Origin of the sequence: Primorskyibacter marinus (genome assembly GCF_003313245.1) — a bacterium.
Taxonomy (GTDB): Bacteria; Pseudomonadota; Alphaproteobacteria; order Rhodobacterales; family Rhodobacteraceae; genus Primorskyibacter; species Primorskyibacter marinus.
On the sequence record NZ_QJSD01000003.1, the window covers coordinates 13,727 to 39,534 of the forward strand.

General features: G+C 60.8%; 22 protein-coding genes. 10 read left to right on the plus strand and 12 right to left on the minus strand.

The features are described 5' to 3' along the window. Window positions 1-113: 113 nt before the first annotated feature. Complete coding sequence (gene map / locus DMZ65_RS06885; protein WP_116598184.1) at window positions 114-926, plus strand: type I methionyl aminopeptidase; 813 nt, start codon at window positions 114-116, stop codon at window positions 924-926. A 17-nt stretch (window positions 927-943) separates the two neighbouring features. On the opposite strand, the gene DMZ65_RS06890 is transcribed toward map, so the two are convergent. The 4 genes from DMZ65_RS06890 to DMZ65_RS06910 all read right to left on the minus strand — a co-directional run bounded on the left by DMZ65_RS06890 (window position 944) and on the right by DMZ65_RS06910 (window position 4,910). Continuing rightward, window positions 944-1,810 carry a DUF2189 domain-containing protein gene (locus DMZ65_RS06890; RefSeq protein ID WP_116598185.1) on the minus strand — a complete coding sequence of 289 codons (867 nt, stop codon included), beginning with the start codon at window positions 1,808-1,810 and terminating at the stop codon, window positions 944-946. A 179-nt stretch (window positions 1,811-1,989) separates the two neighbouring features. Beyond that, window positions 1,990-2,964 (minus strand): MBL fold metallo-hydrolase, encoded by a 975-nt coding sequence (locus DMZ65_RS06900; protein ID WP_116598187.1) that lies wholly within the window; start codon window positions 2,962-2,964, stop codon window positions 1,990-1,992. 180 nt (window positions 2,965-3,144) lie between these two features. Next, window positions 3,145-3,705: a 16S rRNA (guanine(966)-N(2))-methyltransferase RsmD gene (rsmD, locus tag DMZ65_RS06905; protein WP_116598188.1), complete on the minus strand. Its 561-nt coding sequence runs from the start codon at window positions 3,703-3,705 to the stop codon at window positions 3,145-3,147. After that, window positions 3,702-4,910, minus strand: a complete 1,209-nt coding sequence (locus DMZ65_RS06910; protein WP_116598189.1) for an NAD(P)/FAD-dependent oxidoreductase — start codon at window positions 4,908-4,910, stop codon at window positions 3,702-3,704. Before DMZ65_RS06910 ends, rsmD begins: the two co-directional genes overlap by 4 nt. An 89-nt stretch (window positions 4,911-4,999) precedes the next feature. Between DMZ65_RS06910 and DMZ65_RS06915 the strand changes: the two genes are divergently transcribed. Then, on the plus strand, window positions 5,000-5,488 hold the full coding sequence (locus tag DMZ65_RS06915; RefSeq protein ID WP_116598190.1) for a peroxiredoxin: 489 nt from the start codon (window positions 5,000-5,002) through the stop codon (window positions 5,486-5,488). A 130-nt stretch (window positions 5,489-5,618) separates the two neighbouring features. On the opposite strand, the gene DMZ65_RS06920 is transcribed toward DMZ65_RS06915, so the two are convergent. The 7 genes from DMZ65_RS06920 to DMZ65_RS06950 form a co-directional block, all read right to left on the minus strand. Next, window positions 5,619-6,473: a mechanosensitive ion channel family protein gene (locus DMZ65_RS06920; RefSeq protein WP_116598191.1), complete on the minus strand. Its 855-nt coding sequence runs from the start codon at window positions 6,471-6,473 to the stop codon at window positions 5,619-5,621. Between the two features lie 3 nt (window positions 6,474-6,476). Beyond that, window positions 6,477-6,773 (minus strand): 4a-hydroxytetrahydrobiopterin dehydratase, encoded by a 297-nt coding sequence (locus tag DMZ65_RS06925; protein WP_116598192.1) that lies wholly within the window; start codon window positions 6,771-6,773, stop codon window positions 6,477-6,479. Continuing rightward, on the minus strand, window positions 6,770-7,954 hold the full coding sequence (locus DMZ65_RS06930; protein WP_116598193.1) for a GNAT family N-acetyltransferase: 1,185 nt from the start codon (window positions 7,952-7,954) through the stop codon (window positions 6,770-6,772). Before DMZ65_RS06930 ends, DMZ65_RS06925 begins: the two co-directional genes overlap by 4 nt. A 45-nt stretch (window positions 7,955-7,999) precedes the next feature. Further along, a complete protein-coding gene (locus tag DMZ65_RS06935) occupies window positions 8,000-8,761 on the minus strand; it encodes a glycerophosphodiester phosphodiesterase family protein (RefSeq protein ID WP_198662647.1) in 762 nt (253 codons plus the stop codon). After that, on the minus strand, window positions 8,758-9,222 hold the full coding sequence (locus tag DMZ65_RS06940) for a RidA family protein (protein ID WP_116598195.1): 465 nt from the start codon (window positions 9,220-9,222) through the stop codon (window positions 8,758-8,760). Before DMZ65_RS06940 ends, DMZ65_RS06935 begins: the two co-directional genes overlap by 4 nt. Before the next feature lie 241 nt (window positions 9,223-9,463). After that, window positions 9,464-10,771 carry an HlyD family type I secretion periplasmic adaptor subunit gene (locus DMZ65_RS06945; RefSeq protein ID WP_116598196.1) on the minus strand — a complete coding sequence of 436 codons (1,308 nt, stop codon included), beginning with the start codon at window positions 10,769-10,771 and terminating at the stop codon, window positions 9,464-9,466. Then, window positions 10,772-12,505, minus strand: a complete 1,734-nt coding sequence (locus DMZ65_RS06950; protein ID WP_116598197.1) for a type I secretion system permease/ATPase — start codon at window positions 12,503-12,505, stop codon at window positions 10,772-10,774. A gap of 185 nt (window positions 12,506-12,690) precedes the next feature. Between DMZ65_RS06950 and DMZ65_RS06955 the strand changes: the two genes are divergently transcribed. Then, the gene (locus tag DMZ65_RS06955; protein WP_116598198.1) at window positions 12,691-13,455 is read left to right on the plus strand and encodes an MlaA family lipoprotein; all 765 of its coding nucleotides are present in this window, start codon (window positions 12,691-12,693) and stop codon (window positions 13,453-13,455) included. Continuing rightward, window positions 13,442-14,047, plus strand: a complete 606-nt coding sequence (locus tag DMZ65_RS06960) for an MlaC/ttg2D family ABC transporter substrate-binding protein (RefSeq protein WP_232824917.1) — start codon at window positions 13,442-13,444, stop codon at window positions 14,045-14,047. Before DMZ65_RS06955 ends, DMZ65_RS06960 begins: the two co-directional genes overlap by 14 nt. 144 nt (window positions 14,048-14,191) lie before the next feature. On the opposite strand, the gene DMZ65_RS06965 is transcribed toward DMZ65_RS06960, so the two are convergent. Continuing rightward, window positions 14,192-16,360: a transglycosylase domain-containing protein gene (locus DMZ65_RS06965; RefSeq protein ID WP_116598200.1), complete on the minus strand. Its 2,169-nt coding sequence runs from the start codon at window positions 16,358-16,360 to the stop codon at window positions 14,192-14,194. 255 nt (window positions 16,361-16,615) lie between these two features. On the opposite strand from DMZ65_RS06965, the gene DMZ65_RS06970 reads away from it, so the two are divergent. The 6 genes from DMZ65_RS06970 (at window position 16,616) to aceF (ending at window position 25,803) form a co-directional block, all read left to right on the plus strand. After that, entirely contained in the window at window positions 16,616-16,954 is a 339-nt protein-coding gene (locus DMZ65_RS06970; RefSeq protein WP_116598201.1) for a P-II family nitrogen regulator, read from the plus strand. Between the two features lie 30 nt (window positions 16,955-16,984). After that, a complete protein-coding gene (locus DMZ65_RS06975; protein ID WP_116598202.1) occupies window positions 16,985-18,319 on the plus strand; it encodes an ammonium transporter in 1,335 nt (444 codons plus the stop codon). 130 nt (window positions 18,320-18,449) lie between these two features. Then, window positions 18,450-20,282, plus strand: a complete 1,833-nt coding sequence (gene mutL, locus DMZ65_RS06980) for a DNA mismatch repair endonuclease MutL (RefSeq protein ID WP_116598203.1) — start codon at window positions 18,450-18,452, stop codon at window positions 20,280-20,282. Continuing rightward, window positions 20,279-21,451, plus strand: a complete 1,173-nt coding sequence (locus DMZ65_RS06985; protein ID WP_116598204.1) for a DNA recombination protein RmuC — start codon at window positions 20,279-20,281, stop codon at window positions 21,449-21,451. Before mutL ends, DMZ65_RS06985 begins: the two co-directional genes overlap by 4 nt. A 398-nt stretch (window positions 21,452-21,849) precedes the next feature. Then, the gene (aceE, locus tag DMZ65_RS06990) at window positions 21,850-24,507 is read left to right on the plus strand and encodes a pyruvate dehydrogenase (acetyl-transferring), homodimeric type (protein ID WP_116598205.1); all 2,658 of its coding nucleotides are present in this window, start codon (window positions 21,850-21,852) and stop codon (window positions 24,505-24,507) included. A gap of 27 nt (window positions 24,508-24,534) precedes the next feature. After that, window positions 24,535-25,803 (plus strand): dihydrolipoyllysine-residue acetyltransferase, encoded by a 1,269-nt coding sequence (gene aceF, locus DMZ65_RS06995; RefSeq protein ID WP_116598206.1) that lies wholly within the window; start codon window positions 24,535-24,537, stop codon window positions 25,801-25,803. The last annotated feature ends 5 nt before the right edge of the window (window positions 25,804-25,808 follow it).

The window sequence follows — 25,808 nt, forward strand, 5'->3', positions numbered from 1 at the left end:
GTTCTGAAATGCTGTTATTGCAGGCTGCGCAAACAAGGCGTGCCTCTGGCATTGCCGATATATTATGCTATATTGCCACGGCAATTTGGACATGACGGAGCAATGGCTTGAAAATGGACACACGCGGTCGGCTGACGCGGGACGGGATTCGCATTTATGATCACGGCGATTTCGCCGGGATGCACAAGGCGGGTGCCTTGGCCGCGCGCATTCTGGACGATGTGGCCGAATTGGTGCAGCCCGGCGTGTCCACGGGGGCGTTGGATGCATTTATCGAAGAGCAGGTGAATGCGGCCGGGGCGATTTCCGCCACCATCGGCTACAAGGGGTACAAGCACGCCAGCTGCATCAGCGTGAACCATGTCGTGTGTCACGGCATCCCCGGTGACAAACTGCTGAAGGATGGCGACATTCTGAACATCGACGTCACGGTGATTGTCGATGGTTGGTTTGGCGATACCAGCCGGATGTATGTCGCGGGCAAGCTGAACCGCAAATCAGAGCGGTTGATCCAGGTCACCCATGATGCCCTGATGAAGGGCATCGAGGCGGTCAAACCCGGCAATACATTCGGCGACATAGGCCACGCGATTCAGGCCTATGTCGAGGCGCACCGGATGAGCGTCGTGCGCGATTTCTGCGGGCACGGGCTGGGCCGGGTGTTCCATGCGCCGCCGAACGTGCTGCATTACGGCCGCCCCGGCACGCGTGAGCGGCTGGAGGAAGGTATGCTCTTCACGATCGAGCCGATGGTGAATCTGGGCCGTCCGGAAACCAAGGTTCTGTCGGATGAGTGGACAGCCGTGACACGGGACAAATCGCTTACCGCGCAGTTCGAACATTCCGTGGGTGTGACCTCTGACGGGGTCGAGGTGTTTACCTTGTCACCCGGCGGGCTGTTTCATCCGACCTACGCGGCCAGATGAACAGCCCATAAGGCGGATCACTCGGCTTCGTAGCTTACGGCGCGCCGGTACAGGTGCCATGTTGCGTGGCCCAGCACCGGCAAAACGACGATCAGACCCAGAAAGAACGGGATGCTGCCAAGTGCCAGCAGGACCGCGACTGTCAGCCCCCAGCCTGCAACCGCAACCGGATTGCGACGGCAGACAGCCACCGAGGTCATCACGGCGACGGGCAGGCCGATCTTTCGGTCAACGATCATCGGAAATGTTGTCAGGCTGACGACCAGAACGGCCAGCGCGAAGACAAAGCCCACAGCAAAGCCGAGAATGATCATCGTCCAGCCCGGACCCGTGCGCAGCACGTCTGTCAGAAAGGCGCTGGCAGAGACCGGGGCGGCCGGGCCAAGCGTTGCGTCATAGATGACCACGGCGGCGTACATCCACAGAAAGAACAGGCCCAGCAGATATGCGCCCAGCGTCAGGACGCGCCCCATGATGTCCGAGCGGAACAGTGACAAGACGTGGTTCCAGCCCGCATCCTGCCCGGCCTCGCGGCGGCGGCTCAGTTCGTAAAGCCCGATACCGGCGACGGGACCAAGCAGGGCAAAGCCGGCGGCCATCGGAAAGATCATCGTCATCAGGCCGCGATTGAAGGCCATATAGGCCAGCGCGATGCCGATCAGCGGGTACAGCACCACCAGAAACACCACATCGCTGCGGAAATGGGTGAAATCATCCATGCCGGATCGCAACGCCGCGCGGACATCACCCATGGTGATGTCGTTGACCACCGGGCGGGATTTGCTTTCGCCGCCGACGGATTCCGCCGCGTGGCCAAGGCTTTGGCCCGTGCCATGCAGAGCATTTGCAGCCCAGCTCAGGGGATTGCCGATTGTTTGCGCCATGATGTCCTCCTTCTTGCGGGAAAGAGCCTTTGGCGCGGTCCGGTCCGCCTGGTTTCAAGCGGGCGTGGCCGCGTTGGCCCTGACCTTGAAGATCAGCATATCAGAAATACGCTGCAAAAGCAGTCACGTTCCGGGGGGGACGCAAGTCAGTGATGCCGTCAGGCACCGCTTGGCGCGCGTCAGGGAGTGAATTGCCAGAGGGCGGGAATGAAACGGTGGGTGTCGCCCTCGCGCATGATGTGCCCGACGCCGGGGAAGGGAAAGTGGTAGCCCAGCACCGCCATACGATCTGCGGCGGCCATATCGGTCAGCCGTCGCCGGGTGGCCACGGTTGTCTCGCCGTCCATGTCAAAGGCGTTGTACCAGTCGGGATGCGTGAAATTCATATAGGCGTGGGTCATGGCATCGCCGAGCGCCATGAGTTGACGGCCGCCGCTTTCGACCACGACGCTCATATGCCCCGGCGTGTGGCCGGGCGTGTCGATGACGCGGATGCCGGGGGCGATCTGCTGGTCGTTCGAGGCCAGCGTCCAGTCCAGCCCGTCTGCCGTGATCGAGTTCACCGCGCCGAGCACGAATTGCTGCATCTCTGCCGGAACCTGATTCACCAGATCGTCCTGCATCCAGTAGGCGTGTTCCGTGTCGCCAATGATGTATTCCGCATCCGGCAGGATCGGTTCGTCGAAATCGTCCCGGATGCCCCAGATATGATCGGGATGGGCATGGGTGATGACAACATGGGTGATCGCGCCGGGGTCGATCCCGGCGGCCTCCAGATTGGTCAGAAGCCTGCCTGCGGTGTTGAGGAAACGGCTGCCAGAACCCGTATCCACAAGAACGCGCGCCTCGCCCAGTTCCACATAAAGATGGTTGGTGTGGGAATAATTCTCTTCTTGGGAAAGGAAGTGTTGTTCCAGAAAGGTCTGCACCTCTGCCGGGTCGGCATTCACGCCCAACCCGGTCGCGGGCGTGGTGAAGAACCCGTCCGACAGCACGGTGATGCGTGCCTCGCCCAGAGTAAAACTGAAATGGCCGGGATTGGTTGTTGCCGGTGCGCCAAGCTGCGCCCGCGCCATCGTGGCAGGCAGGGCAAAAGCGGGCATCGCCGCGGCGAGTCGAAACATGTCCCGGCGGGTGGGGCGGTGAAGCGTCATGGTATCCTCCCATTCATATCATTGAATGCATCTTGGCATGGCAGGCGCGCAGGGCCAAGTGTGTCGATGCCCTGTCAGGGCGGAAGCCTTGTGGCTGGGTTCGGGAGTGAGGGGCCGGCCCCTCACACTCCCCGGAGTATTTTCGCCAATGAGAATGGGAAGAGCCTTTGGCGGGCACCGTCAGGTGGGGGCCGTCAGCAGGGTGATGTGGCTGTCGCCATAGGGCCGGGATTCGAGCAGGGCGAAACCCGCAGGGGGGCTTTGTGGCGTGTTTTCCTCCCATACGATCAGCGCGCCGGGGGCGAGCCAGCCCTGCGCCTGCGCCGATGCAAGGGCGGCTTCGCCCATCGCTTTGCCGTAGGGCGGGTCGAGAAAGACCAATGCTGCGGGACAAGGCGCAGGCGGCAGGCGGCGGGCGTCGCGGGCAATGAGCGTGGTTTGCGGCTCTGCCTTGAGAAGGGTGATGTTCTGGCGGATCAGCGTCTGCGCCTTGCGGCCACTATCGGCAAAGCTGACATGGGACGCGCCGCGCGATAGTGCCTCCAGCCCCAGAGCGCCCGTGCCGGCAAAGAGGTCGAGCACATGCGCGTCGGAGATCGGATCGCCAAAGCGGCCGCCGGTCAGCATGCCGAACAGGCTTTCGCGGACGCGGTCGGTTGTGGGGCGCAGATGCGCGCCAGCGTCGCCCTTGCCAACGCTGGCCAGGGCGCGGCCACGGTGGAGGCCCGCGACGATCCTCACGCTTTCAGCAGGGCCTTGAGGTCGGATGCAGGATCTGCGACCGTCGCGGCATCCGGCGATTTCCCCATCTCTATCAGGCGTTTGCCGACCATGTAGGCGCGGGCGTCATTCATTGCGTCAATGGCCAGAAGCCTGTCGCCTGCGTAGTACCAGAATGACATGCCGTCGCCGGTTCCTTTGCGGGTGACGATGCGGTCGTAGCCGCTGTTCAATCCGGCGATTTGCAGTTTGCAATCGTACTGATCGGACCAGAACCAGGGTTTCGCCTGATAGGGGCGATCCGCCCCCATGATGTTATCGGCCACGCATTCGGCCTGATCAATGGCATTGCCAACGCTTTCCAGCCGTATGCGGCCGCCATCATGAGGGAAGGACGCGCAATCGCCGGCGGCCCAGATTGCCGGATCGGAGGTGCGGCCCAGTGCGTCGGTGTGGATGCCGTTGTCGATGGTCAGTCCGGCAGCCTTTGCCAGCCCGGTCGCGGGGGTGATGCCGACGCCGACGATCACGAAATCCACGTCGGGATGGCTGCCATCTGTCAGCTCTGCGCCGGTGACTTTGCCTTCGCCCGTCAGGCGGGTCAGGCCGATGCCTTCGCGAATGTCGACACCGTGGCTGCGGTGCAGGTCGCGAAAATAGTCGGAGGTTTCGGGGGCAGCGACGCGTTGCAGGATGCGGTCGGCCATTTCGACCAACGTGACGGTCAGGCCCAGTTTGGCAGCCACAGCGGCGGCCTCTAGCCCGATATAGCCGCCGCCGACAATCAGCACGCGGGCATGCTGGCGAAAGCGGGGTTCCATCGCGTCGACATCGGCCTTGGTGCGGACCACGCAGACACCGTCCAGATCGCCACCGATGCTGGCAGGCAGCCGACGCGGATCCGATCCGGTGCACAGGACAAGATGGTCATAGACCAGAACGCCATCTTCAAGCTGTACCGTGCGGCTGGCCGCGTCGATGCCGGTGACGGTGGTGTCGGTGCGCAGGTCAATTGCGTTTTCGGCATAATACGCCTCGGGGCGCAGCAGCAGGCGGTCGGCCCCCATCTCGCCCATCAGATAGGCCTTGGAGAGCGGCGGCCGCTGATAGGGGGGCACTGGTTCTGCGCCCAGCAGGGTGATTTTACCGTCGAACCCCTTGGTGCGCAGCCGTGCGACCAGGGACGATCCGGCCTGACCCGCCCCGATGACTACCACATGCGACATGATCCACCCTTTCAGAATGTGTTTGCTGCCTCAAGGGAGCAGCCTATAACGGCAGGGACCGATAACGCAATTCACGGAGACCACTCAAGATGGCTATTTCTCAAGGCGAAAACCTTCCCGATACGCGTTTGCTGCGGATCGGCGCAGAAGGGCCAGAGCAGGTCGCGTTGGCAGAGCTGACAAAAGGCCGCAAAGTTGTGCTATTCGCGGTGCCGGGTGCCTATACGCCGACCTGCCATTCCGCACATGTGCCCAGCTTCACCCGCAATGCCGATGCGTTGAAGGCCAAAGGCGTGGACGAGATCATCTGCGTCAGCGTCAATGACCCCTTCGTGATGAAGGCCTGGGGCGAGGCGACGGGTGCCGATGCGGCGGGTCTGGCGCTGCTGGCGGATTCCGACGGCAGTTTTACCAAGGCCATCGGCATGGATTTTGACGCGCCGCCTGCGGGCCTGTTGGGGCGCAGCCAGCGCTACGCGATGCTGGTTGAGGACGGCGTCGTCAAGGTGCTGCATCTTGAGGAATCGCCGGGCGTTTGTGAGGTCTCGGGCGGCGAGGCGATGCTCGCGGAACTCTGACCCGGATCAACGAATAGTGGAACGGCCCGGCATATCCTGCCGGGCCGCTTTCCGTTGGGGTGCCGGGCCGCGCTTTTGATCCTTGCGCGGCGCGTCAGAACCCTAGGCTGACGAACCTGTTCTATCGGCCCTATTCGGCGGCCTGTATCATGGTCCGCGTCGGGAAGGGGATAGAGATACCGGCACTGTCCAGCGCCTCTTTGACCTTGCGTTTCATATCCGCCTGATACTGGAAATAATCGTCTGAGGAGACCCAGACCCGAACCAGAAAATCGACCGAGAAATCGCCCAGATTGTTGACCTGAATGAACGGTTCCGGGTCGGTCATGGAGCGCGGATCGGCCATGATCGTTTCGCGAATGACCGTCTCTGCCGTTTTCAGGTCAGACCCGTAGCTGACCCCGAACACCCATTCCGACCGCCGCGTATCGTAGATCGAATAGTTGGTGATGATGTTTCCCCAAACCTCGGAATTGGGAACGATGATCTGGGTGTTGGACAGGCCGGCCAGTTCGATCGTGTTCAGCGTGATGTCCTTGACAGTGCCCATGACGCCTGCCACTTCGACAAAATCGCCCAGTTTGATAGGGCGGAAGATGATGATCATCACGCCCGCCGCCACGTTGGACAGCGTGCCCTGCAAGGCCAGACCCACGGCCAGACCCGCCGCACCGATCGCCGCCACGATCGAGGTTGTCTGCACGCCGAACGTGTTCAGCACGAACAGTGCGGCGAACCCCAGAATGATGTAACGCGCAATGTTGCCAAGAAAGTGAAACAGGGTTTCGTCAAGGCGCGCGTGCCTCTCGGACACTTTCACGATGCGGCGCTTGACCCAGCTGCCGATCAGAAGCCCGACAAACAGGATCAGGAAGGCGGCAAGGACGTTGCCGACGATACTCGCCAGAAATTCCAGTGTCAGCAGGTCCGACAGCGATTTGCCACCGTAGATTTCGGTGGTCATTAACGAATTGATCGAGTTCATGTCTTATCCGGCCAGTTGATCCATTTTGCGGGCAAGCTTGGCGTCCAGTGACGACAGGCCGTCCACGTCATGCGTTGTAAGCGTAACCTTGACCGTGTTGTAGGTGTTTTGCCATTCCGGGTGGTGATTCCATTTTTCGGCCCAGATCGCGGCTTGCGTCATCCAGCCGAACGCACTGACAAAATTGTCGAATTTGTAGGTCTTGGAGATTGCGTCGCGGTCCTCTTCCAGGGTCCAACCCGCTTCGGTGAGGGCGGGGAGCATGGTCTTGCGCCCGGTATCGCTGAGTTTCTCTGTCATTGCTGTTCCTCGATTTCGGTTTTTCTGAACGGACCATAGCTGGTCAGAATCTCGATATCCTCATTCACGGCGGCCCGTTCGGCGTCTAGGTAACGCGCGATTGCATCGGCAAACCCTCGGTCGCCCACCCAATGCAGGGAATGGGTTTCAACCGGAAGATAGCCACGCGCCAGTTTGTGTTCGCCCTGTGCCCCGGCCTCGACCCGGCTCAGGCCCAGAGCGATGGCAAGGTCGATGGCGCGATAGTAACACAACTCGAAATGCAGGCAGGGATGATGTTCCGTGCAGCCCCAATATCGTCCGTAAAGCGTATCCCTACCAATGAAATTCAACGCCCCCGCGATATCTTCGCCGTCACGGCTGGCCAAGATCAACGCCATATCGTCCCGCATGGTTGCATGCGCGATCTCAAAAAATTCGCGGGTCAGGTAGGGGGTGCCCCATTTGCGCGCGCCGGTGTCCTGATAAAACGTCCAGAACGCATCCCAATGATGCGGCTGGATGTCATCGCCGGTCAATGTGCGGATCTCGCCGCCAAAGCCCTGCGCCTGTTTGCGTTCCTTGCGGATCGCCTTGCGCTTGCGGCTGCTGAGACTGGCCAGAAAGCTGTCGAAATCCGCGTAATCTGCGTTCAGCCAGTGAAATTGCTGCGACGTGCGGGACATCAGCCCCATCTGTTGCCCGGCCTCGGCCTCTTTTTCGGTGCAAAAGGTGATGTGCAGCGACGACAGGTCATTATCCGCCGCCAGTTGCACAGCACCTTGCACAAGCGCCGCCATCCCGGCCTCGGCATGGCCGGGCCGGATCAGCAACCGCCGTCCCGTGGCAGGTGTGAAGGGCACCGCGATCTGGAGTTTGGGGTAGTAATGCCCGCCTGCGCGCTCATAGGCATGGGCCCAATTGTGATCGAAAATATACTCGCCCTGGCTGTGCGACTTGACGTAAAGCGGGGCGGTGGCGATCACGGTGCCGTCGATATTTGCCGCAAGGTAGCGCGGCTCCCACCCGGTGCGCGGCCCGACAGAGCCGCTATCCTCCAGCGCCTTGAGAAAGCGATAGGTGGTGAAGGGGTCGCGTGGACGCCCGTCGCGGGCCTCGGGGCAGGCGCAGGCGTCCCACGCGTCTTCGCCGATCTGCGCCAGCGATTCGACAACGTTGATCTCTATGGTCTGCCCGGTCATATCGTCCCCGTTTCAACCGCTTAGATGGGCTCGGGTGTCCGGCTGTCAAGCCAGATAGCCCTCGAAGGTGATGTTATGCGCTATTTCGCGGGCGGCGGCCTCTTGCTGGGCAGAACGGACGGTCCAGCACAGAATCGCGCCGCCGTCTTCGGCCAGCGCGGCGACGCGTGGGGCGGTCAGATCATTGCGGTCATGGCTGACAAAGCAGCAATCGGCCCGGTCATAATCGACAATCAAACGCAATTCGGTGCGCCGGGCGGCAGGGACCAGTTTCCAGTCCTCGGCGTCAAAGGCGCAGGTTGTCAGCCCGCGTGGGCGCTGGGGGGCAAGTTTGGCAAGCGTGATGACCGAATGCGGGTTGAAAGACATCAGCGCAGCGGCACCTTGATATGCGTGCAAATCCTGCGCGACCGCAGCCTCAAGCGCGCCGATATTCGGGCCAAGCGCGCTGTCCTGATCCTTCAGCTCGATCAGCAGCGGAACCCGGCCAGCCACCCGCGTCAGCACCTGGGCCAGCGTCGGGATGCAGGCACCTTCGCCATCCTTCAACGCGATGCGCCCCAGTTCCGCAGCCGTGCGGGTGGCCAACGCGCCTTGCGCCCCGGTCAACCGATCCAGCGCATAGTCGTGGAACACCATGGCCACACCGTCGGCCGACAGTTGCAGGTCAAGCTCTATCCCGTAGCCTGCGCTGATCGCCGCTTCGAAGGCCGTCAGCGAGTTTTCGGGCTGTCCGGCAGACAGCCCATGCAACCCCCGATGCGCGATGGGGCGATCAAGGAAGGCGGATGGCAGCGGTCGCATCAGGCGATCTCGAAAATGCCTTCGATTTCAACGGCAACGCCCAATGGCAAAGAGGCCGCGGACACCGCAGAACGGGCGTGACGCCCGGTATCGCCCAGCAACTCGACCATAAAATCAGAGCAGCCGTTGATCACTTTTGGCTGGTCGGTGAAATCAACGGTCGAGTTGACGAAGCCGGTCAGTTTGACCACCCGCTTCAGCCGCGTAAGATCGCCATCACAGGCGGCGCGGACTTGCGCCAACAGCGACAAGGCACAGTGCCGCGCCGCACGCGCGCCGTCCTCTGCTGTCATGCCATCCCCAAGCTTTCCCTTGATCAAGCCGTCCGGTCCGTTGGAAATTTGTCCGGAAACATACAATATGTTGCCCTGCTTCACGAAAGGCACATAGTTCGCGGCCGGTGCAGCCGCGTCAGGCAGCGTGATCCCCAGTTCATTCAAACGGTCTTCGATAGCATTGGACATGGCGTGCTCCTGCATTGGGTTTCTGGCCGCACGCTAGGCCTGATCCCGCGGATTGAAAAGCCTTTACCGTCGGTTTCGCGCTCTGTCTTCACGGTTGCCGTCCCGCGCCCAACCCTTTCCTTCCGCGCGGCGATTGCCCAGGCAATCGCATGGGGCGTCAGCGCCATTTGCTGCGTGCCAACGCAAAAATGAACGGCGCGCCCGGCAAGGGCGCACATTCAGGTCAAGCGTGGGCCGCAGGTCAGCTTTCGCGGAAGGCCTTCGCAAAATAATCCGCAAACGGTTTCACCAGATAGGCCAACGGGGTCCGGTCATCCGTGCGGATGAATGTCTCGACCGGCATGCCGGGGATCAGCACGGTGTCTTCAGGCAGCCGGTCGATTTCGCCTTCGCTCAGCACGATTTCCGCACGGTAATAGCTGGCCCGCGAATTTTCATCGGTGAATGCGTCTGCGGAAATCTGTGTGACGCGGCCAAACAATTCCGGTGTTTCGCGCTGATCCAGCGCCGAAAAGCGCAGGGACACGTTCTGCTCGACGAACAGCTTGTCGATATGGATCGTTTCAACCTGCGCCGCGATCACCAATGGCCGGTCCTGGGGCACAATATAAAGCACCGGGTCTGCGGCACGGATCACCGAACGTGGTGTGAAAACCTGCAAGCCGTAGATCACCCCGGACACGGGGGCCCGGATTTCCATCCGTGCCAGTTGCTCGACCAATGCGCGTCGCTGCTCGGCCAACTCGCGCTCGCGGTATCCAAGATCCCGTAGAGTGGTGATCGCCTCTTCGCGGCGGCGCGTGGTAAGTTTCAGGATCTCGATTTCTGTTTCGGTAATCCGTCCGGCAGCCTGCGCTTTCTGCGCCGTCAGTTCACCGACAGTGCCGGATAGTCGCGCGCGTTCACGTTGAAGCGACAGCACGCGGGTTGCCTGTGCCAAGCCACGGTCCAGCAATGACTGCTGATCTGCCAGTTCTTCTTCTATCAGCGCAAGCTGTTCGGTCAGGGCGTCCTGCTGCGCGTCAATGCCGATGATCTGGTCAGAGATCTGATCGCGGCGTTTGCCAAGCTGTTCAACCTCGCGGGCGATGGAGTCTCGCCGGGCGGCGAACAGTCTTTGCTGACCCTGGACCAACTCGTTGATTTCTTCGTCCTCGGCAGCGCGTGCCAGTAATTCTTCGGGAAAGTCCAGCGTGTCGCTTTCATCCCGTTCGGCGTCCAGGCGTGCGCGCCGTGCCATGAGTTCGAAAAGCTGACCTTCGATAATCGACAGTTCCGACCTCCGCAGGGTCGGGTCCAGGCGAATCAGAATATCGCCCGCCGCGACCGTGTCGCCCTCGTCGACCAGAATTTCCTCGACCACGCCCCCATCGGGATGCTGAACGATCTGACGGTTCTGATCGACCTCGATTTGTCCCGGTGCGATGATCGCGCCGGAAATCTCTGTCGTGGCGGCCCAATAGCCAAAGCCACCCACCAACACCACAAGTGCAAGGATGCCAAGGAACATGGGGCCTTTCAGCGGAAACTCATTCGAAGGTTTTTCCATTTAGCGCACCCCTCCGGCGGTCCCGGCTTTCTGGATCTGCTGGTGGTTCTGCACCATGGCTTTCAGAACCTCCTCCTTGGGTCCAAAGGCCGCGCGGCTGCCGCCCTCCAGCATCAACAGCATATCGCATTCCTTGATGGCGGCTGGCCGGTGCGCCATGATCAGCACCGCCTTGCCTTGTTCCTTCATCTGGCGGATCGCGGAGTTCAGCGCTTCAGAGCCTTCATTGTCGAGGTTGGAGTTGGGTTCGTCCAACACCAGAAGCACCGGGTTGCCATACATCGCACGGGCCAGTCCGATGCGCTGGATCTGACCGCCTGACAGCCGTCCGCCATTGGCGGAAACACGCGTGTCATAACCGTCGGGCAGCTTCAGGATCATCTCATGCGCGGCGGCTTTCTTGGCGGCTTCGACGACCTTTTCACTATCAGGTTGCATCGACAGCCGGGCGATATTCTCTGCGATGGTGCCATCAAAAAGCGTCACACGCTGTGGCAGATAGCCAATATGCTGCCCCAACGTGTCGGGACCGTATTGATCCAGCGAGGCACCGTCGAGCCGGATCTTGCCGCCCGCTGGCCGCCACACGCCTGTCAGTGCGCGTGCGAGCGTCGATTTGCCGGCACCCGAAGGGCCTATGACGCCCACCGCCTGACCAGGATTGACGTTGAAGCTGATCAGACGCAGCGACGCCTGTTGTTCGCCCGGCGGCACGACGGTGATCTGCTGGATGTCCAGTTTCGCGCGCGGTTGTGGCAGTTGTGTGCGCGGCGCTTCGGCCGGGATCTCTGTCAGCAGTTGGGCAAGGTTGTCCCAGCCCTTGCGGGCGCGCTGCACAAGTTGCCATTGCCCGATGGCCATTTCGATCGGTGCCAGCGCCCGGCCCATCAGGATCGACCCTGCGATCATCGCGCCCGGCGTCAATTCGCCTTTCAGCACCAGATAGGCACCCAGACCCAGCATTGCCGACTGCAAGAACAGGCGGAACGTCTTGGTCATGGAACTGAACGTCCCCAACAGGTCGGCGGATTTGATCTGACCCTTGAGCGAGGCATCCCGCGCCACCTGCCAGCGCCGGAACGCGGCACCGCGCATGCCCATGGATTGGACCATCTCGGATTCGTTGCGGATCTGGTCAGAGATCGTCTCGGCCTGATGCACGGCGATATTCGATTTCATCGTCGGATTGCGGGTGGTCATCTGGTTGACCACCGTGACAAGGATCAGAACCAGTCCGCCGCCAATGGCGAGATAGCCAAGCCAGGGGTGGAATATCATGATCCCCACAAGGAAAAACGGCGTCCAGGGAATATCGAAAACGGCCATCAGAACCGGAGAGGCCATAAGGCGCTGCACCGATTCCAGATCGCGCAGCCCGGTTGCGGCCAACTCGTCCGGCATGACCGCAGACCGTCGCACCACGGCGTCGAACACGCGCAGATCAAGCCGCGACTGGAACCGCGCGGCGACCCGGCCCATGATCCGACCACGGGTGTAATCGAGAATCCCCATCATGCCGTAGAGAAACGCGACCAGCACCGACAGCGCGATCAGCGTTGCAACGGACCGGCTGCCCAGAACCCGGTCATAGGTCTGGAGCATATAGATCGGCCCGGTCAGCATCAAAAGGTTCACAAAGAAGCTGAAAACTGCCACGAACCAATAGTAGATGCGGCTCTCGCGGCGGGCGGCCTTGAGCTCTTCCAGCCCTTTGTCATTTCGATTTCTTGTCATCAGCGAGTTTCCGCTCGTCCACAAATAGGTTAGGTGTTGGATACGACACAGGTCATTAAGTTATCGTCAATGTAGCCATTCTGCCACAAATGCCTGTGGTGAAATAGAATCGGTTGGGCAATGAGGACAGCCTACATAAGTAGGGGCCGCAAGACAGGTCATGAATTCCAGACTCGGGTTAACACATGAACAATCTTCGCATCTTACCGTTCTTCGCTCTTGGTTTTCTTGTCGCATGTTCCGTGCCGGGGCCGGGGGGCGCGCCAGACGGGATGCATGATCCGCATGAAGCGTCGAACCGACAGGTACATGAATTCAACCAGAACATCGATAAGCGGTTTTTCGGCGGCGGAAAAGAGCGCGCCCCGGCCAAGCCCAACGCGTTCCGCGATGGCGTGCAGGACAACGTGACCAACTTTGCCGGGAATTTTGCGACGCCCGGTTATGTGGTCAATCAGGTCATGCAGGGCGATCTGGCCGGAGCGACGCGCAATACGTTTCGCTTCGCCGTGAACTCGACGCTTGGCTTTGCTGGGCTGATGGATATTGCGTCAGATATTGGCGTCGGCGAGGACGAAACGGATTTCGGTGAAACATTGCATGTCTGGGGTGCGCCCGAGGGTGCCTATCAGGTGTTGCCCATCATCGGCCCGTCGACAGAGCGCGATACGGCGGGTCGGGTGGTCGATCTGTTCACCAACCCGCTGGGCTACGTTCTTGACAAGCCCGAGAAATACTCTGGTACGGTGGCCAAACTGGTGTCGCGGGCGGGCAAGCGTCGGCAATATGGCGCAACAGTGGATTCGGTGCTGCATGACAGCGCGGACAGCTACGCACAGACCCGGATCATCTACCTTCAGAACCGTCGATTTGAATTGGGTCAGGACGCGCCCGGAGGTGGCGTGGACCCTTATGAAGAGCTTTACGGGAGTGATGATGTTTCACAATGAACGGATGAATCGCCGCAATCTGATCGGGGGTCTCGCGGCCGGGGTGATGCTGCTGCCTGTTCCGGCGCTGTCATTGACGGATGCAGGTGCGCGGCGGCTGGTTGACAGTCTTGTGGGTGAAATCAACCGGGTCATCGGCTCTGGTCAATCCGAAAGCGCGATGATCCGCGCATTCGAACGCATTTTTGATCGCTATGCCGATGTTCCGACGATCGCGCGCTATGCTTTGGGTGTCGATGCGCGAAGCGCCAGTGCGGCGCAGATGCGCAGTTTTACCGATGCGTTCAAAGGCTACATCGCGCGGAAATACGGCAAGCGGTTTCGGGAATTTGTCGGCGGCCGGATCGAGGTTGAAAGCGTGTTTGTCGAGAAAACCTATCACGTCGTCCGCTCGACGGCTTTTCTGCGCGGAGAGGCACCGTTTATCATTGATTTCATGGTCTCGGACCGGTCAGGACGCGACCTGTTCTTCAATATGAAGGTCGAGGGCGTGAATATGCTGTTGACCGAGCGTACAGAGATCGGGGCGATGCTGGACCGCCGTCGCGGCGACATTGACGCCATGACCGCAGATCTGAGGCGGGCCGGTTAAAGCAGCGCGCAATCGGGTAGAAGCGGCTGCTGCTCGTCCGACCCGATTGCTTCTGCCGGGGCGGACGGGCAGGCGGGAGCGCCGCCGCCATCGGACAGTTTTCCCGCAGGCGTTCTGATTACAGAAAGCCGCCAAGCTTCCGCCCTAGTTTCCGCCAAGCAGATCCTGGAGCAACTGTTGCAATACGGTCGGTCTACGCTGTTGCTGCTGGCGCTGCGGGGCCGGTTGGGGCGCAGGTGCGGCGCGGGGCGGTTCCGGGATGATCATCGGCAGCGGGCGGGCGGGCAGGCCTGAATGGACACGCTCCATCGTTTCGCGCCAGATCTCGGCGGGCAGTCCACCGCCGGTCACGCCAGTCAGCGGCGTGTTGTCATCATACCCCATCCAGACGCCGGCGACGTAATCTGCGGTGAAGCCCACAAACCAGGCATCGCGCGCCGCCTGCGTGGTGCCGGTCTTGCCGGCGGCCTCGCGCCCCTCAAGGCGCGCCCGTCGCCCAGAGCCTTCGCTGACGACTTTCTCCATCATGAAGATCAGCTGCTTGGCTGCTTCCTCGCGGATCACACGTTCACCAATGCCGCCGCCGCTGTCCATCAGCGTCTCGGTCTCGCCTTGCAGGCGCAGTTCGACCAACCCGTAGGGCGTCACCGACGATCCGCCGTTCAGAATGCCCGCATAGGCACCGGTCATTTCCAGCAAGGTGGATTCCGATGACCCAAGCGCCATGGCCGGAGTGTTGGCGATATTGTTGCCGAAACCAAAATCCTCGGCCACGCGGATCACATTTTCCCGTCCGACGCTTTCAGAAATCTTAACCGCTGGGATATTGAGCGATTTTTTCAGCGCCTCGATCAGTGTCACGCGGCCCTGGAAGGTTCTCGTGTAGTTCTGCGGCGACCATTTCCCAGAGCCGGGAATGTCGAGCGTCAGTGGCTCGTCCACCACCGTGTCATAGGGGCTGTGGCCCAATTCCAGTGCAGTGGCGTAGATAAAGGGTTTGAACGCCGATCCGACCTGCCGCAACGCCTGTGTCGCGCGGTTGAAGGCACCGGTGACGCGGATCTTGCGGCCGCCCACCATGGCGCGCACCGCCCCATCCGAGGACATGACCACGATCGCCGCCTGTGCCTTGGACCCTTCGCGCACCTTTTCGGAAAAGACCGCGACCATCGCATCCTCTGCTGCCTTTTGCAGGCGCTGGTCCAGCGTCGTGCGGATAATGACATCTTCGGACGTCTTGCGGGTAAAGAAGTCTGGCCCGGAATCCATCACCCAGTCGGCAAAGTAGCCACCGGCCTTGGCCTCGGCGGCCTCGGACAGGACTGCAGGGTTGGCGCGCGCGCGGTCCGCCTCTGCCTTTGTCAGATAGCCCTGATCCTGCATGAGACCAAGCACGACGCCTGCGCGGTTCTGCGACCGTTCAAGGTTGTTTGTCGGCGACAGCGTGGTTGGGGCCGTCAAAAGCCCCGCGATCATCGCTGCTTCGGACGCGTTCAGCGCAGAGGCGGGCTTGCCGAAATAGCGTTGTGACGCGGCTTCGGCCCCGTAGGCCCCACCGCCAAGATAGGCGCGGTTGAGGTAGATCGACAGGATCTCGTCCTTGGTGAACTTGACCTCCATTGCCAGCGCATAGACCGCTTCCTTCAGCTTGCGCGCCAGCGATCCGCGGCGACAATCCTGCACATATTCGGCCTCGTCCTTCCATTGGGTAGAATCGTATTCGACGCCGAGGCACAGCAATTTGGCGGTCTGCTGCGACAGGGTGGATCCCCCATGCCCGGACAGCGGGCCACGGCCCTCGCTCAGGTTGATGCGGACGGCACCGGCAATGCCGCGCGGGTCGATGCCCGGATGCCAGTAGAACCGCTTGTCCTCTGTCGCGACGACGGCATTCTTGAGATGTGGCGACACGCTGTCAGCCGTCACGACCCCGCCAAACTGGTCGCCGCGCCACGCAAAGACATCCCCATTGCGGTCCATCAAAGTGACAGAGCCCCGCGCCCGCCCGTCCAGCAGGGCGTCTATATCGGGCAGCTTGGTATAGAAATAGCCGACGGACAGCGCCAGCAGAAGCACCACCACAATCCCGATGCGGAAGGTCAATCGCCAGAACAGACGCCATATCCAGGCGAATATGCCGATGACAAAAGCGACAATCGGATTGCGACGGCGGGTGGACGTCCGTTTTCTGACGGTCTTTTTCGATGCGGTCTTGCGGCGCACGGGTTTCTTGCCCGCCTTGGCGGGTGCCTTTGACTTCGAGTAGCGGCGGTCCGCCACAAGACGTCCGCGTCCCTTACCTGAATCACTCATTACTTGCTCTGCCCGGCATTGTTGTTTTCGGCCACATTACCCCTATCGGTCCGCAATGTTGACTGCAAACCCGACGCCCATCACATTTCAATGACGCGCAAAAATTAGGCACTTGTAGATATTCGCCTATAAATTACGCATGTATTGCGAAATTTGACGCGGCCATCGCGGCACATTCTTTCAAAACCCATGCTCCATCCGCCCTTCTGCAAATGCAAAGACGGGGTGCTGCCCCGATAACCGAAAGGGAAACGGGTGAAACTCATCATTGCAACGATCAAGCCGTTCAAGCTGGAGGAGGTCCGCGAGGCGCTGACCTCTGTCGGGGTGCGCGGCATGATGGTGAACGAAATCAAAGGCTTTGGCGCACAGTCGGGGCACACGGAAATCTATCGCGGCGCGGAATACGCGGTGAACTTCGTGCCCAAGATCAAGCTCGAAATCGTCGTGGCGGCGGCAATGGTCGATCAGGTGGTCGAGACCATCACCAGAACCGCACAGACCCGCAAGATCGGCGACGGCAAGATTTTCGTACTGGATGTGGAACAGGCCGTGCGCGTGCGTACCGGCGAAATGAACGAGGACGCCCTTTAAGGGCCGCCCGAGACAGAGGGAAACGAATACATGAAGTTTTTGAAAACACTTGCCCCGGCTGCCGCGCTGATTGCGCTGCCCAGTCTCGGCCTCGCGCAGGAAGCCGAGGCCGCCGCGCCCGGTTTCGACGAGATCGGCCCGTATATCATGACCACCCTGCTGTTCTGCATGGCGGGCTTTCTGGTGTTCTTCATGGCCGCTGGTTTTGCCATGCTCGAAGGTGGGCTGGTGCGGTCCAAGAACGTCACCATGCAGATGACCAAGAATATCGCGCTCTATTCCATCGCTGCGATCATGTACTGGCTTATCGGTTTCAACCTCATGTATCCGGGTGATGCGTGGATCATGCCCGGCTGGGTCGGGCCGCTCTTTGTGCCGACGACTCTGGATCCGGTCGGTGTGGCCGCCGCAGACGCTGCGTTGGATTATGCGTCGATCGGTTCGGACTTCTTCTTCCAGCTGGTGTTCGTTGCGGCAACCGCGTCGATCGTATCGGGTGCCTTGGCCGAGCGTATCAAGCTTTGGCCGTTTCTGGTGTTCGTCATTTTGCTGACCGGCGTCATGTACCCGATTTCCGGTTCCTGGCAGTGGGGCGGCGGCTGGCTGTCCGAGATGGGCTTCTCTGACTTTGCCGGTTCCACCGTTGTGCATTCTGTCGGCGGCTGGGCTGCCTTGGCAGGTGCCATCGTTCTTGGCCCCCGTATCGGCAAATATGCCAAGGATGGCCGGGTCACACCGCTTCCGGGGTCCAACCTTGCGCTGGCCACTCTGGGTACATTCATCCTGTGGCTGGGTTGGTTCGGCTTCAACGGCGGCTCGCAGCTGGCAATGGGCACCGTGGGTGACATATCTGATGTATCGCGCATTTTCGCCAACACCAACATGGCTGCTGCCGCCGGTGCCGTTACCACGCTGATCCTGACGCAAATGCTGTACAAGAAGCCCGACCTCACCATGGTTCTGAACGGTGCCTTGGCGGGCCTGGTGTCCATCACTGCGGAACCGCTCGCGCCGTCGCTGTTCGGGGCGCTGTGGATCGGTGCAATTGGTGGTGTGATCGTGGTTTTCGCCGTGCCGATGCTTGACAAGTTCAAGATCGACGACGTGGTTGGTGCCGTGCCGGTCCACCTGTTCGCAGGTATCTGGGGCACGATCGCAGTCGTGTTCTACAACGGCGATGCGCATATCGTCACCCAGATCGTCGGTATCGTCGCGTATGGTATCTTCACCTTCGGGGCGTCGCTGATCCTGTGGATGATCCTGAAAGCTGCCTTGGGTATCCGTGTCAGCGAAGAAGACGAGATCAACGGGCTCGACATGGCCGAGTTGGGGATGGAGGCCTATCCCGAATTCTCCAAGGGCTGAGTGCGTCCTGCTACCAGTTCCAAAAATCTTGTGTCCGGGCATTCGTGTCCGGACTTTTCGTTATCCGGACATGGGGTCGGGTGGCTTTCCATCGTTTCAGAATCACCGGACCCATGCTAGGACTAGTGGCATGAATACGCACACCCCCAATATCCGCCCTGTTATTCGACAGTTGGACGAATCCGCCATCAACCGTATCGCGGCGGGCGAGGTCGTGGAACGTCCCGCCTCTGCGGTCAAGGAACTGGTCGAAAACGCCATCGACGCGGGTGCGCGGCGCATTGACATCGCGCAGGCGGATGGCGGCAAGACGCTGATCCGCGTGGCGGATGACGGCTGCGGCATGACCGCTGCCGAATTGCCAATGGCGCTGTCGCGTCATGCAACGTCAAAGATTGACGGTTCGGACCTGCTGAACATCCATTCTTTCGGCTTTCGGGGCGAGGCGCTGCCATCGCTTGGCGCGGTCGGGCGTCTGACGATCACCAGCCGGGCCGAGGGCGCAGAGGCTGCCGAGATCGCTGTCGCGGGTGGTCAGATGTCGGGTGTGAAACCGGCCGCCCTGAACCGTGGCAGCGTCGTGGCGTTGCGGGATCTGTTCTATGCCACGCCTGCGCGGCTGAAATTCATGCGCACCGACCGGGCCGAGGCGCAGGCCATCGGGGATGTGATCAAACGGCTGGCGATGGCGGAGCCTTCGGTCGGCTTCACCTTGCGCGATGTGACCGGCGGTGGCGACCGGGTGAGTTTTCGCGCCGATCCGCAGACCGGCGATCTGTTCGACGCCTTGCGCGGCCGTCTTGGTCAGGTGATGGGGCGCGAATTCATCGAGAACGCGCTGGCCGTGGATGCCGAACGCGAAGGGTTCCGTCTGACCGGCTATGCCGCGCTGCCGACCTATTCGCGCGGATCTTCGGTCGCGCAGTATCTTTTCGTCAATGGCCGTCCGGTTCGCGACAAGCTGCTCATTGGGGCGTTGCGCGGGGCCTATCAGGATTTTCTCAGCCGTGACCGCCATCCGGCGGCGGCGCTGTTCATTGATTGCGATCCGCATAAGGTGGATGTCAACGTGCATCCCGCCAAGTCCGAGGTGCGGTTTCGCGATCCCGGTCTGGTGCGCGGGCTGATCGTGTCGGCGCTGCGTCACGCTCTGGCCGAAGCCGGGCACCGCGCCTCTACCACCGTGGCCGGGGCAACGTTGGGCGCGATGCGGCCCGAACAGACAGCGCCGCGCGTCTACCAGATGGATCGGCCCTCGGCGGGCGTGCGGGCCGCTGCCTTTCAGGCGCAGGCACCGGGCTTTGCCGAGTTGCGTGACAGCTGGTCCGCGCGGGTGGAAACCGTGGTGGAGCCTGAAGAGGCGCCCGCCCAGCCGACAGAGGCGTTGCCGTTGGGTGCCGCGCGCGGCCAGGTCCACGAAAACTACATCATCGCCCAGACCGCTGACGGTATGGTGATTGTTGACCAGCACGCGGCGCACGAACGGCTTGTTTATGAAAAGCTGAAACGGCAGATGGCGGAAAATGGCGTGGCCGTGCAGGCCCTGCTGATCCCCGAAGTCGTGGATCTGTCGGCTGACGATGCCGGGCGGTTGCTTGCCGTGGCCGAAGATCTGGGCCGCATGGGGCTGACCTTGGAGCCGTTCGGCGGGGGGGCTGTGGCGGTGCGTGAAACCCCCGCGATCCTTGGCGAGGTGAACGCGAAGGCGCTGGTGCTCGATATTCTGGACGAGCTTTCCGATCAGGGTGCCAGCGGGCTGGTGCAGGAAAAGATCGAGGCGATCCTCAGTCGCGTCGCCTGTCATGGCTCGATCCGCTCTGGTCGCCGTATGCGCGGTGAAGAGATGAACGCGCTGTTGCGGGAAATGGAATCCACGCCGCATTCCGGACAATGCAACCATGGCCGCCCAACCTATGTCGAGTTGAAGCTGGCCGATATTGAGCGGCTGTTCGGGCGCACATGATCACGCTGAACGGGCAAACCTATGACCTGAACGATTCCGTGGTGCTGGCCACATTGGCTGGCGCAGCGGTGGTGTTGCTGATCCTTTTCATGCTGGTCGTGACGATGCGGGCAGCGGGACGGTCGGCGCAGATGGCGCAGCCGCTGGAAATGCAGCTCAGCCAGCTTGGCGGGCGTGTGCAGGCGCTGGGGGACGGGCAGGAACGGCTGGCCGGCGGATTGCATCATGTGTCCGAGGCGCAGGCGACCCAGCAAACCAAGATGCTGCAACTGATGGAGCAGCGGCTGGCCGACGTGCAGGAGCGGATGAACGAGAACCTGCACGGATCGGCCCGGCGTACGGCGCAAAGCCTGGGCGATCTGCAACAGCGGCTAACGGCCATCGACAAGGCGCAGGACAATATCACCAAACTGTCGGGCGATGTGCTGTCGTTGCAGGATATTCTGTCGAACAAACAGACCCGTGGGGCGTTCGGCGAAATCCAGTTGAACGACATCGTCAGCAAGGCGCTGCCCTCGGACAGCTACAGCCTGCAATCGACCCTATCCAACGGGCGGCGCGTGGATTGCCTGATCCATTTGCCCAACCCGCCGGGGCCGATCTGCGTGGACAGCAAATTCCCGCTGGAGTCCTACGAGGCTCTGCGCCGCGCGGACACGAAAGAGCAACTTGCCCGTGCGGCGCAATCGCTGCGTCTGTCCGTGCGCAAACACATCCGCGATATATCCGAACGCTACATCATCGAGGGCGAAACCGCCGACGGCGCGCTGATGTTCCTGCCGTCAGAGGCTGTCTATGCCGAACTGCATGCAAATTTCCCGGAATTGGTGCGCGCCGGTTTCGATGCGCGAGTCTGGATCGTCTCTCCGACGACCTGCATGGCGACACTGAACACCATGCGTGCGATTCTCAAAGATGCCCGGATGCGCGAGCAGGCGGGTGCGATCCGCAAAGAGCTGGGGTTGCTTTTCGCGGATGTGGAACGGTTGGGAACACGGGTTGAAAACCTCGACCGGCATTTCAGTCAGGCGTCCAAGGACGTGTCGGAAATCAAGATAAGTGCCGATAAGGCAAGCCGTCGCGCCCGGCGGCTGGACAACTTCGATTTTGAGGAGCTGGCCGGCGATCCGGTCGAGCCATCCAAAATCGCACCCGTTTCCGTGGAATAGTCCAGTCAGGCCCATCGCGGCCCCGATAAGCTGGCCTTCGGCGCAATGCGCAATGTGCAATGCGTAATGTGCGATGCGCAATCGATTGCGTAACTGCGCCTTAATTCTCCGGTTGACGAATTGCCCATATCTGTCAACTTTCAAGACAGTGCATGGGAAACAGAATGAAATTTCTGGACGTAATGAACATGGCGGGCGGCAAATGTTTAGCTTTAAACATTAAGCCATGCGTCACGTGCAAAGAGGATATGCGTCAGCCCATCTTTTTACGGACACCATGCCTGTGCTACTCGATGTGCAGTTTTTACCCGACAGAAAAAGCCGCTGTTGGAGAAAATGGTTTAATGCTAAACGAAAATAGCGGCAACGCTGTTGCCGGGACCTAGGGAAGAGGATGCATGACCGAACATCAGAAAGATCTTGATCCGATCGAAAGCCAGGAATGGCAGGATGCCATAGAGGATGTGATACAGCGGGACGGTGCCGATCGCGCGCATTACCTGTTGGACAAGGCCGTAAGCCAGGCGCGCGCCGCGGGCGCGATGCTGCCGTTTTCCTCCACGACGCCGTATCAGAATACGATCGGTATGGACGACCAGCTTGAAATGCCGGGCGACCAGGAAATGGAGTGGCGGATCCGGACGATCAACCGCTGGAATGCCATGGCGACGGTCGTGCGCCGCAACAAGGAAAGCAGCGAATATGGCGGGCATATCGCCAGCTTTGCGTCTTCGGCGGCGATGTACGACATCGGGCTGAACCACTTCTGGCGGGCAAAATCGGCGATCCACGGCGGCGATCTGGTATTCTTTCAGGGCCATGTGATTCCGGGCATCTACGCGCGCAGCTTCATGGAAGGCCGCATTACCGAAGAGCAGTTGGAAAACTTCCGCTCCGAGGTGAACGGCAAGGGCCTGTCGTCTTATCCGCACCCTTGGCTGATGCCGGATTACTGGCAGTTCCCGACCGTCAGCATGGGCCTTGGCCCGTTGATGGCGATCTATCAGGCGCGGTTCATGAAATACATGCACAACCGCGGCCATATCGACATGGCGGACCGCAAGGTCTGGTGCTTCCTTGGCGATGGCGAGATGGACGAGCCGGAAAGTCTTGGTGCGATTTCGCTGGCGGCGCGCGAAGGGTTGGACAACCTGATCTTCGTGGTCAACTGCAACCTGCAACGGCTTGACGGCCCGGTGCGCGGCAACGGCAAGATCGTGCAGGAGCTGGAGGGCAACTTCCGCGGGTCCGGTTGGAACGTCATCAAGCTGCTCTGGGGCAAGGGCTGGGACGCGTTGCTGGAAAAAGACGTCTCTGGTCGTCTGCGTCAGTTGATGGACGAGACTGTGGATGGCGACTACCAGACCTTCAAATCGAAGGATGGTGCCTATATCCGCGAGCATTTCTTTGGCAAATACCCGGAAACCGCCGCGCTGGTCGAAGACTGGACCGACGAACAGATCTGGTCGCTGCGCCGTGGCGGGCACGACCCGCAAAAGGTCTACACGGCTTTCAAGCGCGCGACGGAAACCAAGGGGCAGCCAACCTGCCTGCTGGTCAAGACGATCAAGGGCTACGGTATGGGGACGGCTGGCGAGGGGCAAAACACCTCGCACCAGCAAAAGAAGATGGTCGAGGATCAGCTTCGCGCTTTCCGTGACCGCTTCAAGATTCCTGTCTCGGACGAAGACCTGCCCAAGGCGCCGTTTGTCAGCCTCAACAATGCGCAAAAGGCCTATCTGACCGAGCGTCGCACAGAGCTTGGCGGCGAATTTCCCAAACGTCACTGGCGCGATGTGCCAAGCCTTGAAATACCCGGTCTCGACAAGTTCAAGGCGCAGTTGGAAAGCACGGGCGACCGCGAAATCTCGACCACGATGGCGTTTGTGCGCATCCTGACGACGCTGCTGCGCGACAAGAAGATCGGCAAACAGGTTGTGCCGATCGTACCGGATGAGTCGCGCACATTCGGCATGGAGGGGCTGTTCCGCAGCGCCGGGATCTACAACCCGCTGGGGCAGAACTACACGCCCCAGGACGCCGACCAGATGATGTATTACAAGGAATCCAAGGACGGTCAGGTGCTTCAGGAAGGCATCAACGAGGCCGGTGCCATGGCTGACTGGATCGCCGCCGCGACGGCCTACAGCAACCACGGCGTTCCGATGATTCCGTTCTACATCTACTACTCGATGTTCGGGTTCCAGCGGGTTGGTGATCTGGCATGGGCGGCGGGCGACAGTCGCGCGCGCGGCTTCATGCTGGGCGGCACCGCCGGACGGACCACGCTGAACGGCGAGGGACTGCAACACCAGGATGGTCACAGCCATGTCCTTGCGAGCACGATCCCCAACTGTATCAGCTATGACCCGACCTTCAGTTATGAGGTTGCCGTCATCGTCCAGCACGGGCTGAAGCGGATGTATCAGGATCAGGAAGACGTTTATTTCTACCTGACTTTGATGAACGAGAACTATCAGCATCCCGAAATGCCGATGGGCGTCGAAGAGGGCATCATCAAGGGTCTCTACCGGATGAAGAAAACCGCGCGTCCGGGCAAGAAGCATGTCAACCTGCTCGGCTCTGGCACGATCCTTGTGCAGGCGATGAAGGCGGCAGAGATGCTGAAGGAAGATTTCGGCGTAACCTCTGACCTGTGGTCGGCCACCAGCCTGAACGAACTGGCGCGTGATTGTCAGGACGTGGCGCGGTGGAACCGTCTGAACCCGCTGTCGGAGCCAAGGCAGGCTTATGCCGCCAAGGTTCTGGACGGGGTCAAGGGGCCGATCATTGCAGCCACGGACTATATGAAGAACTACGCCGAGCAGATCCGCGCCTGTGTGCCGGGCCGGTTCACCGTTCTGGGCACCGATGGCTTTGGCCGGTCGGACAGCCGGGTGAACCTGCGGCGCTTCTTCGAGGTGGATGCAAATCACATCGCCGCCGCCGCCATGGTGGATCTTTTCCGCGAGGGTGCCGTGTCCGAGAAAGACCTGAAATCCGCGCTGAGCAAATATGACATCGACGGCGAAAAGCCGAACCCGCGCCTTGTGTGACCAGCGGGACGAGAGGAGACAAGTAATATGACAACCGAAGTCAAAGTACCCGATATCGGCGATTTCAACGATGTCCCCGTGGTCACGGTTCTGGTCAGCGTTGGCGATACCATCGCCGAGGAAGACCCGATCGTGGAACTGGAATCCGACAAGGCGACGATGGAGGTTCCGTCCTCCGCCGCAGGCGTCGTCAAGGAGATCAAGATTGCCGAAGGCGACAAGGTATCCCAAGGCGCGGTGATCCTGATCCTTGAAGGTGACGGTGCCGCCGACGCCCCCAAGGAAGAGCCGAAATCCGAAGCGCCTGCATCTGCTCCGGCTGGTGCGCCTGCATCCGCCCCGGCCGCCGCGCCTGCGGCTGCACCGGTGACGGATGCGGGATTTGGCAAGGTGCATGCCTCGCCATCCGTGCGTGCGTTTGCGCGCAATGTCGAAGTCGATCTGACGAAGGTCAACGGATCAGGCCGCAAGGGACGTATCCTGCGCGAAGACGTGATGAAGGCGCTTAAATCCACTGCTGCCCCGGCGGCGGCTGCGGCAGGTGGTGCGCAGGGCGGTATGGGCATCCCGCCGATCCCGGCTGTGGATTTCTCGAAATTCGGACCTGTCGAAGACGTGGAGATGTCGCGGATCAAGAAGCTGTCTGGTCCTGCGCTGCACCGGTCCTGGCTGAACATCCCGCATGTGACGCATAACGACGAGGCCGACATCACCGAGCTGGACAAGTACCGCAAGGAGATGGACACGCAGGCCAAGGAAGAGGGCTACCGTGTCACGCTGTTATCCTTCGTCATCAAGGCAAGTGTTTCGGCGCTGAAGCAGCATTGGGAATTCAACAGCTCGATCCATCCGGATGGGGACAAACTGATCAAGAAGGATTTCTACAATATCGGTTTTGCAGCCGATACGCCCAACGGTCTGATGGTTCCGGTGATCAAGGATGCCGATCGCAAGGGGCTGGTCGAGATCTCGAAAGAGCTGATGAGTCTGTCGAAGGCAGCCCGCGATGGCGAGTTGAAGTCCAAGGACATGCAGGGTGCCACCTTCACGATCTCTTCGCTTGGCGGCATTGGAGGTACATCCTTCACCCCTATCGTCAACGCGCCGGAAGTGGCGATTCTGGGCCTTGCACGGTCCAAGATGGCGCCGGTCTGGAATGGCGAGGAATTTGTGCCGCGCCTGATGCAGCCACTGTCGCTGTCTTATGACCACCGCGCGGTGGATGGCGCCTTGGCTGCACGGTTCACCGTGACGCTGAAGACCCTGCTCGGCGATATGCGCAAGTTGATGTGGTAAGGAGA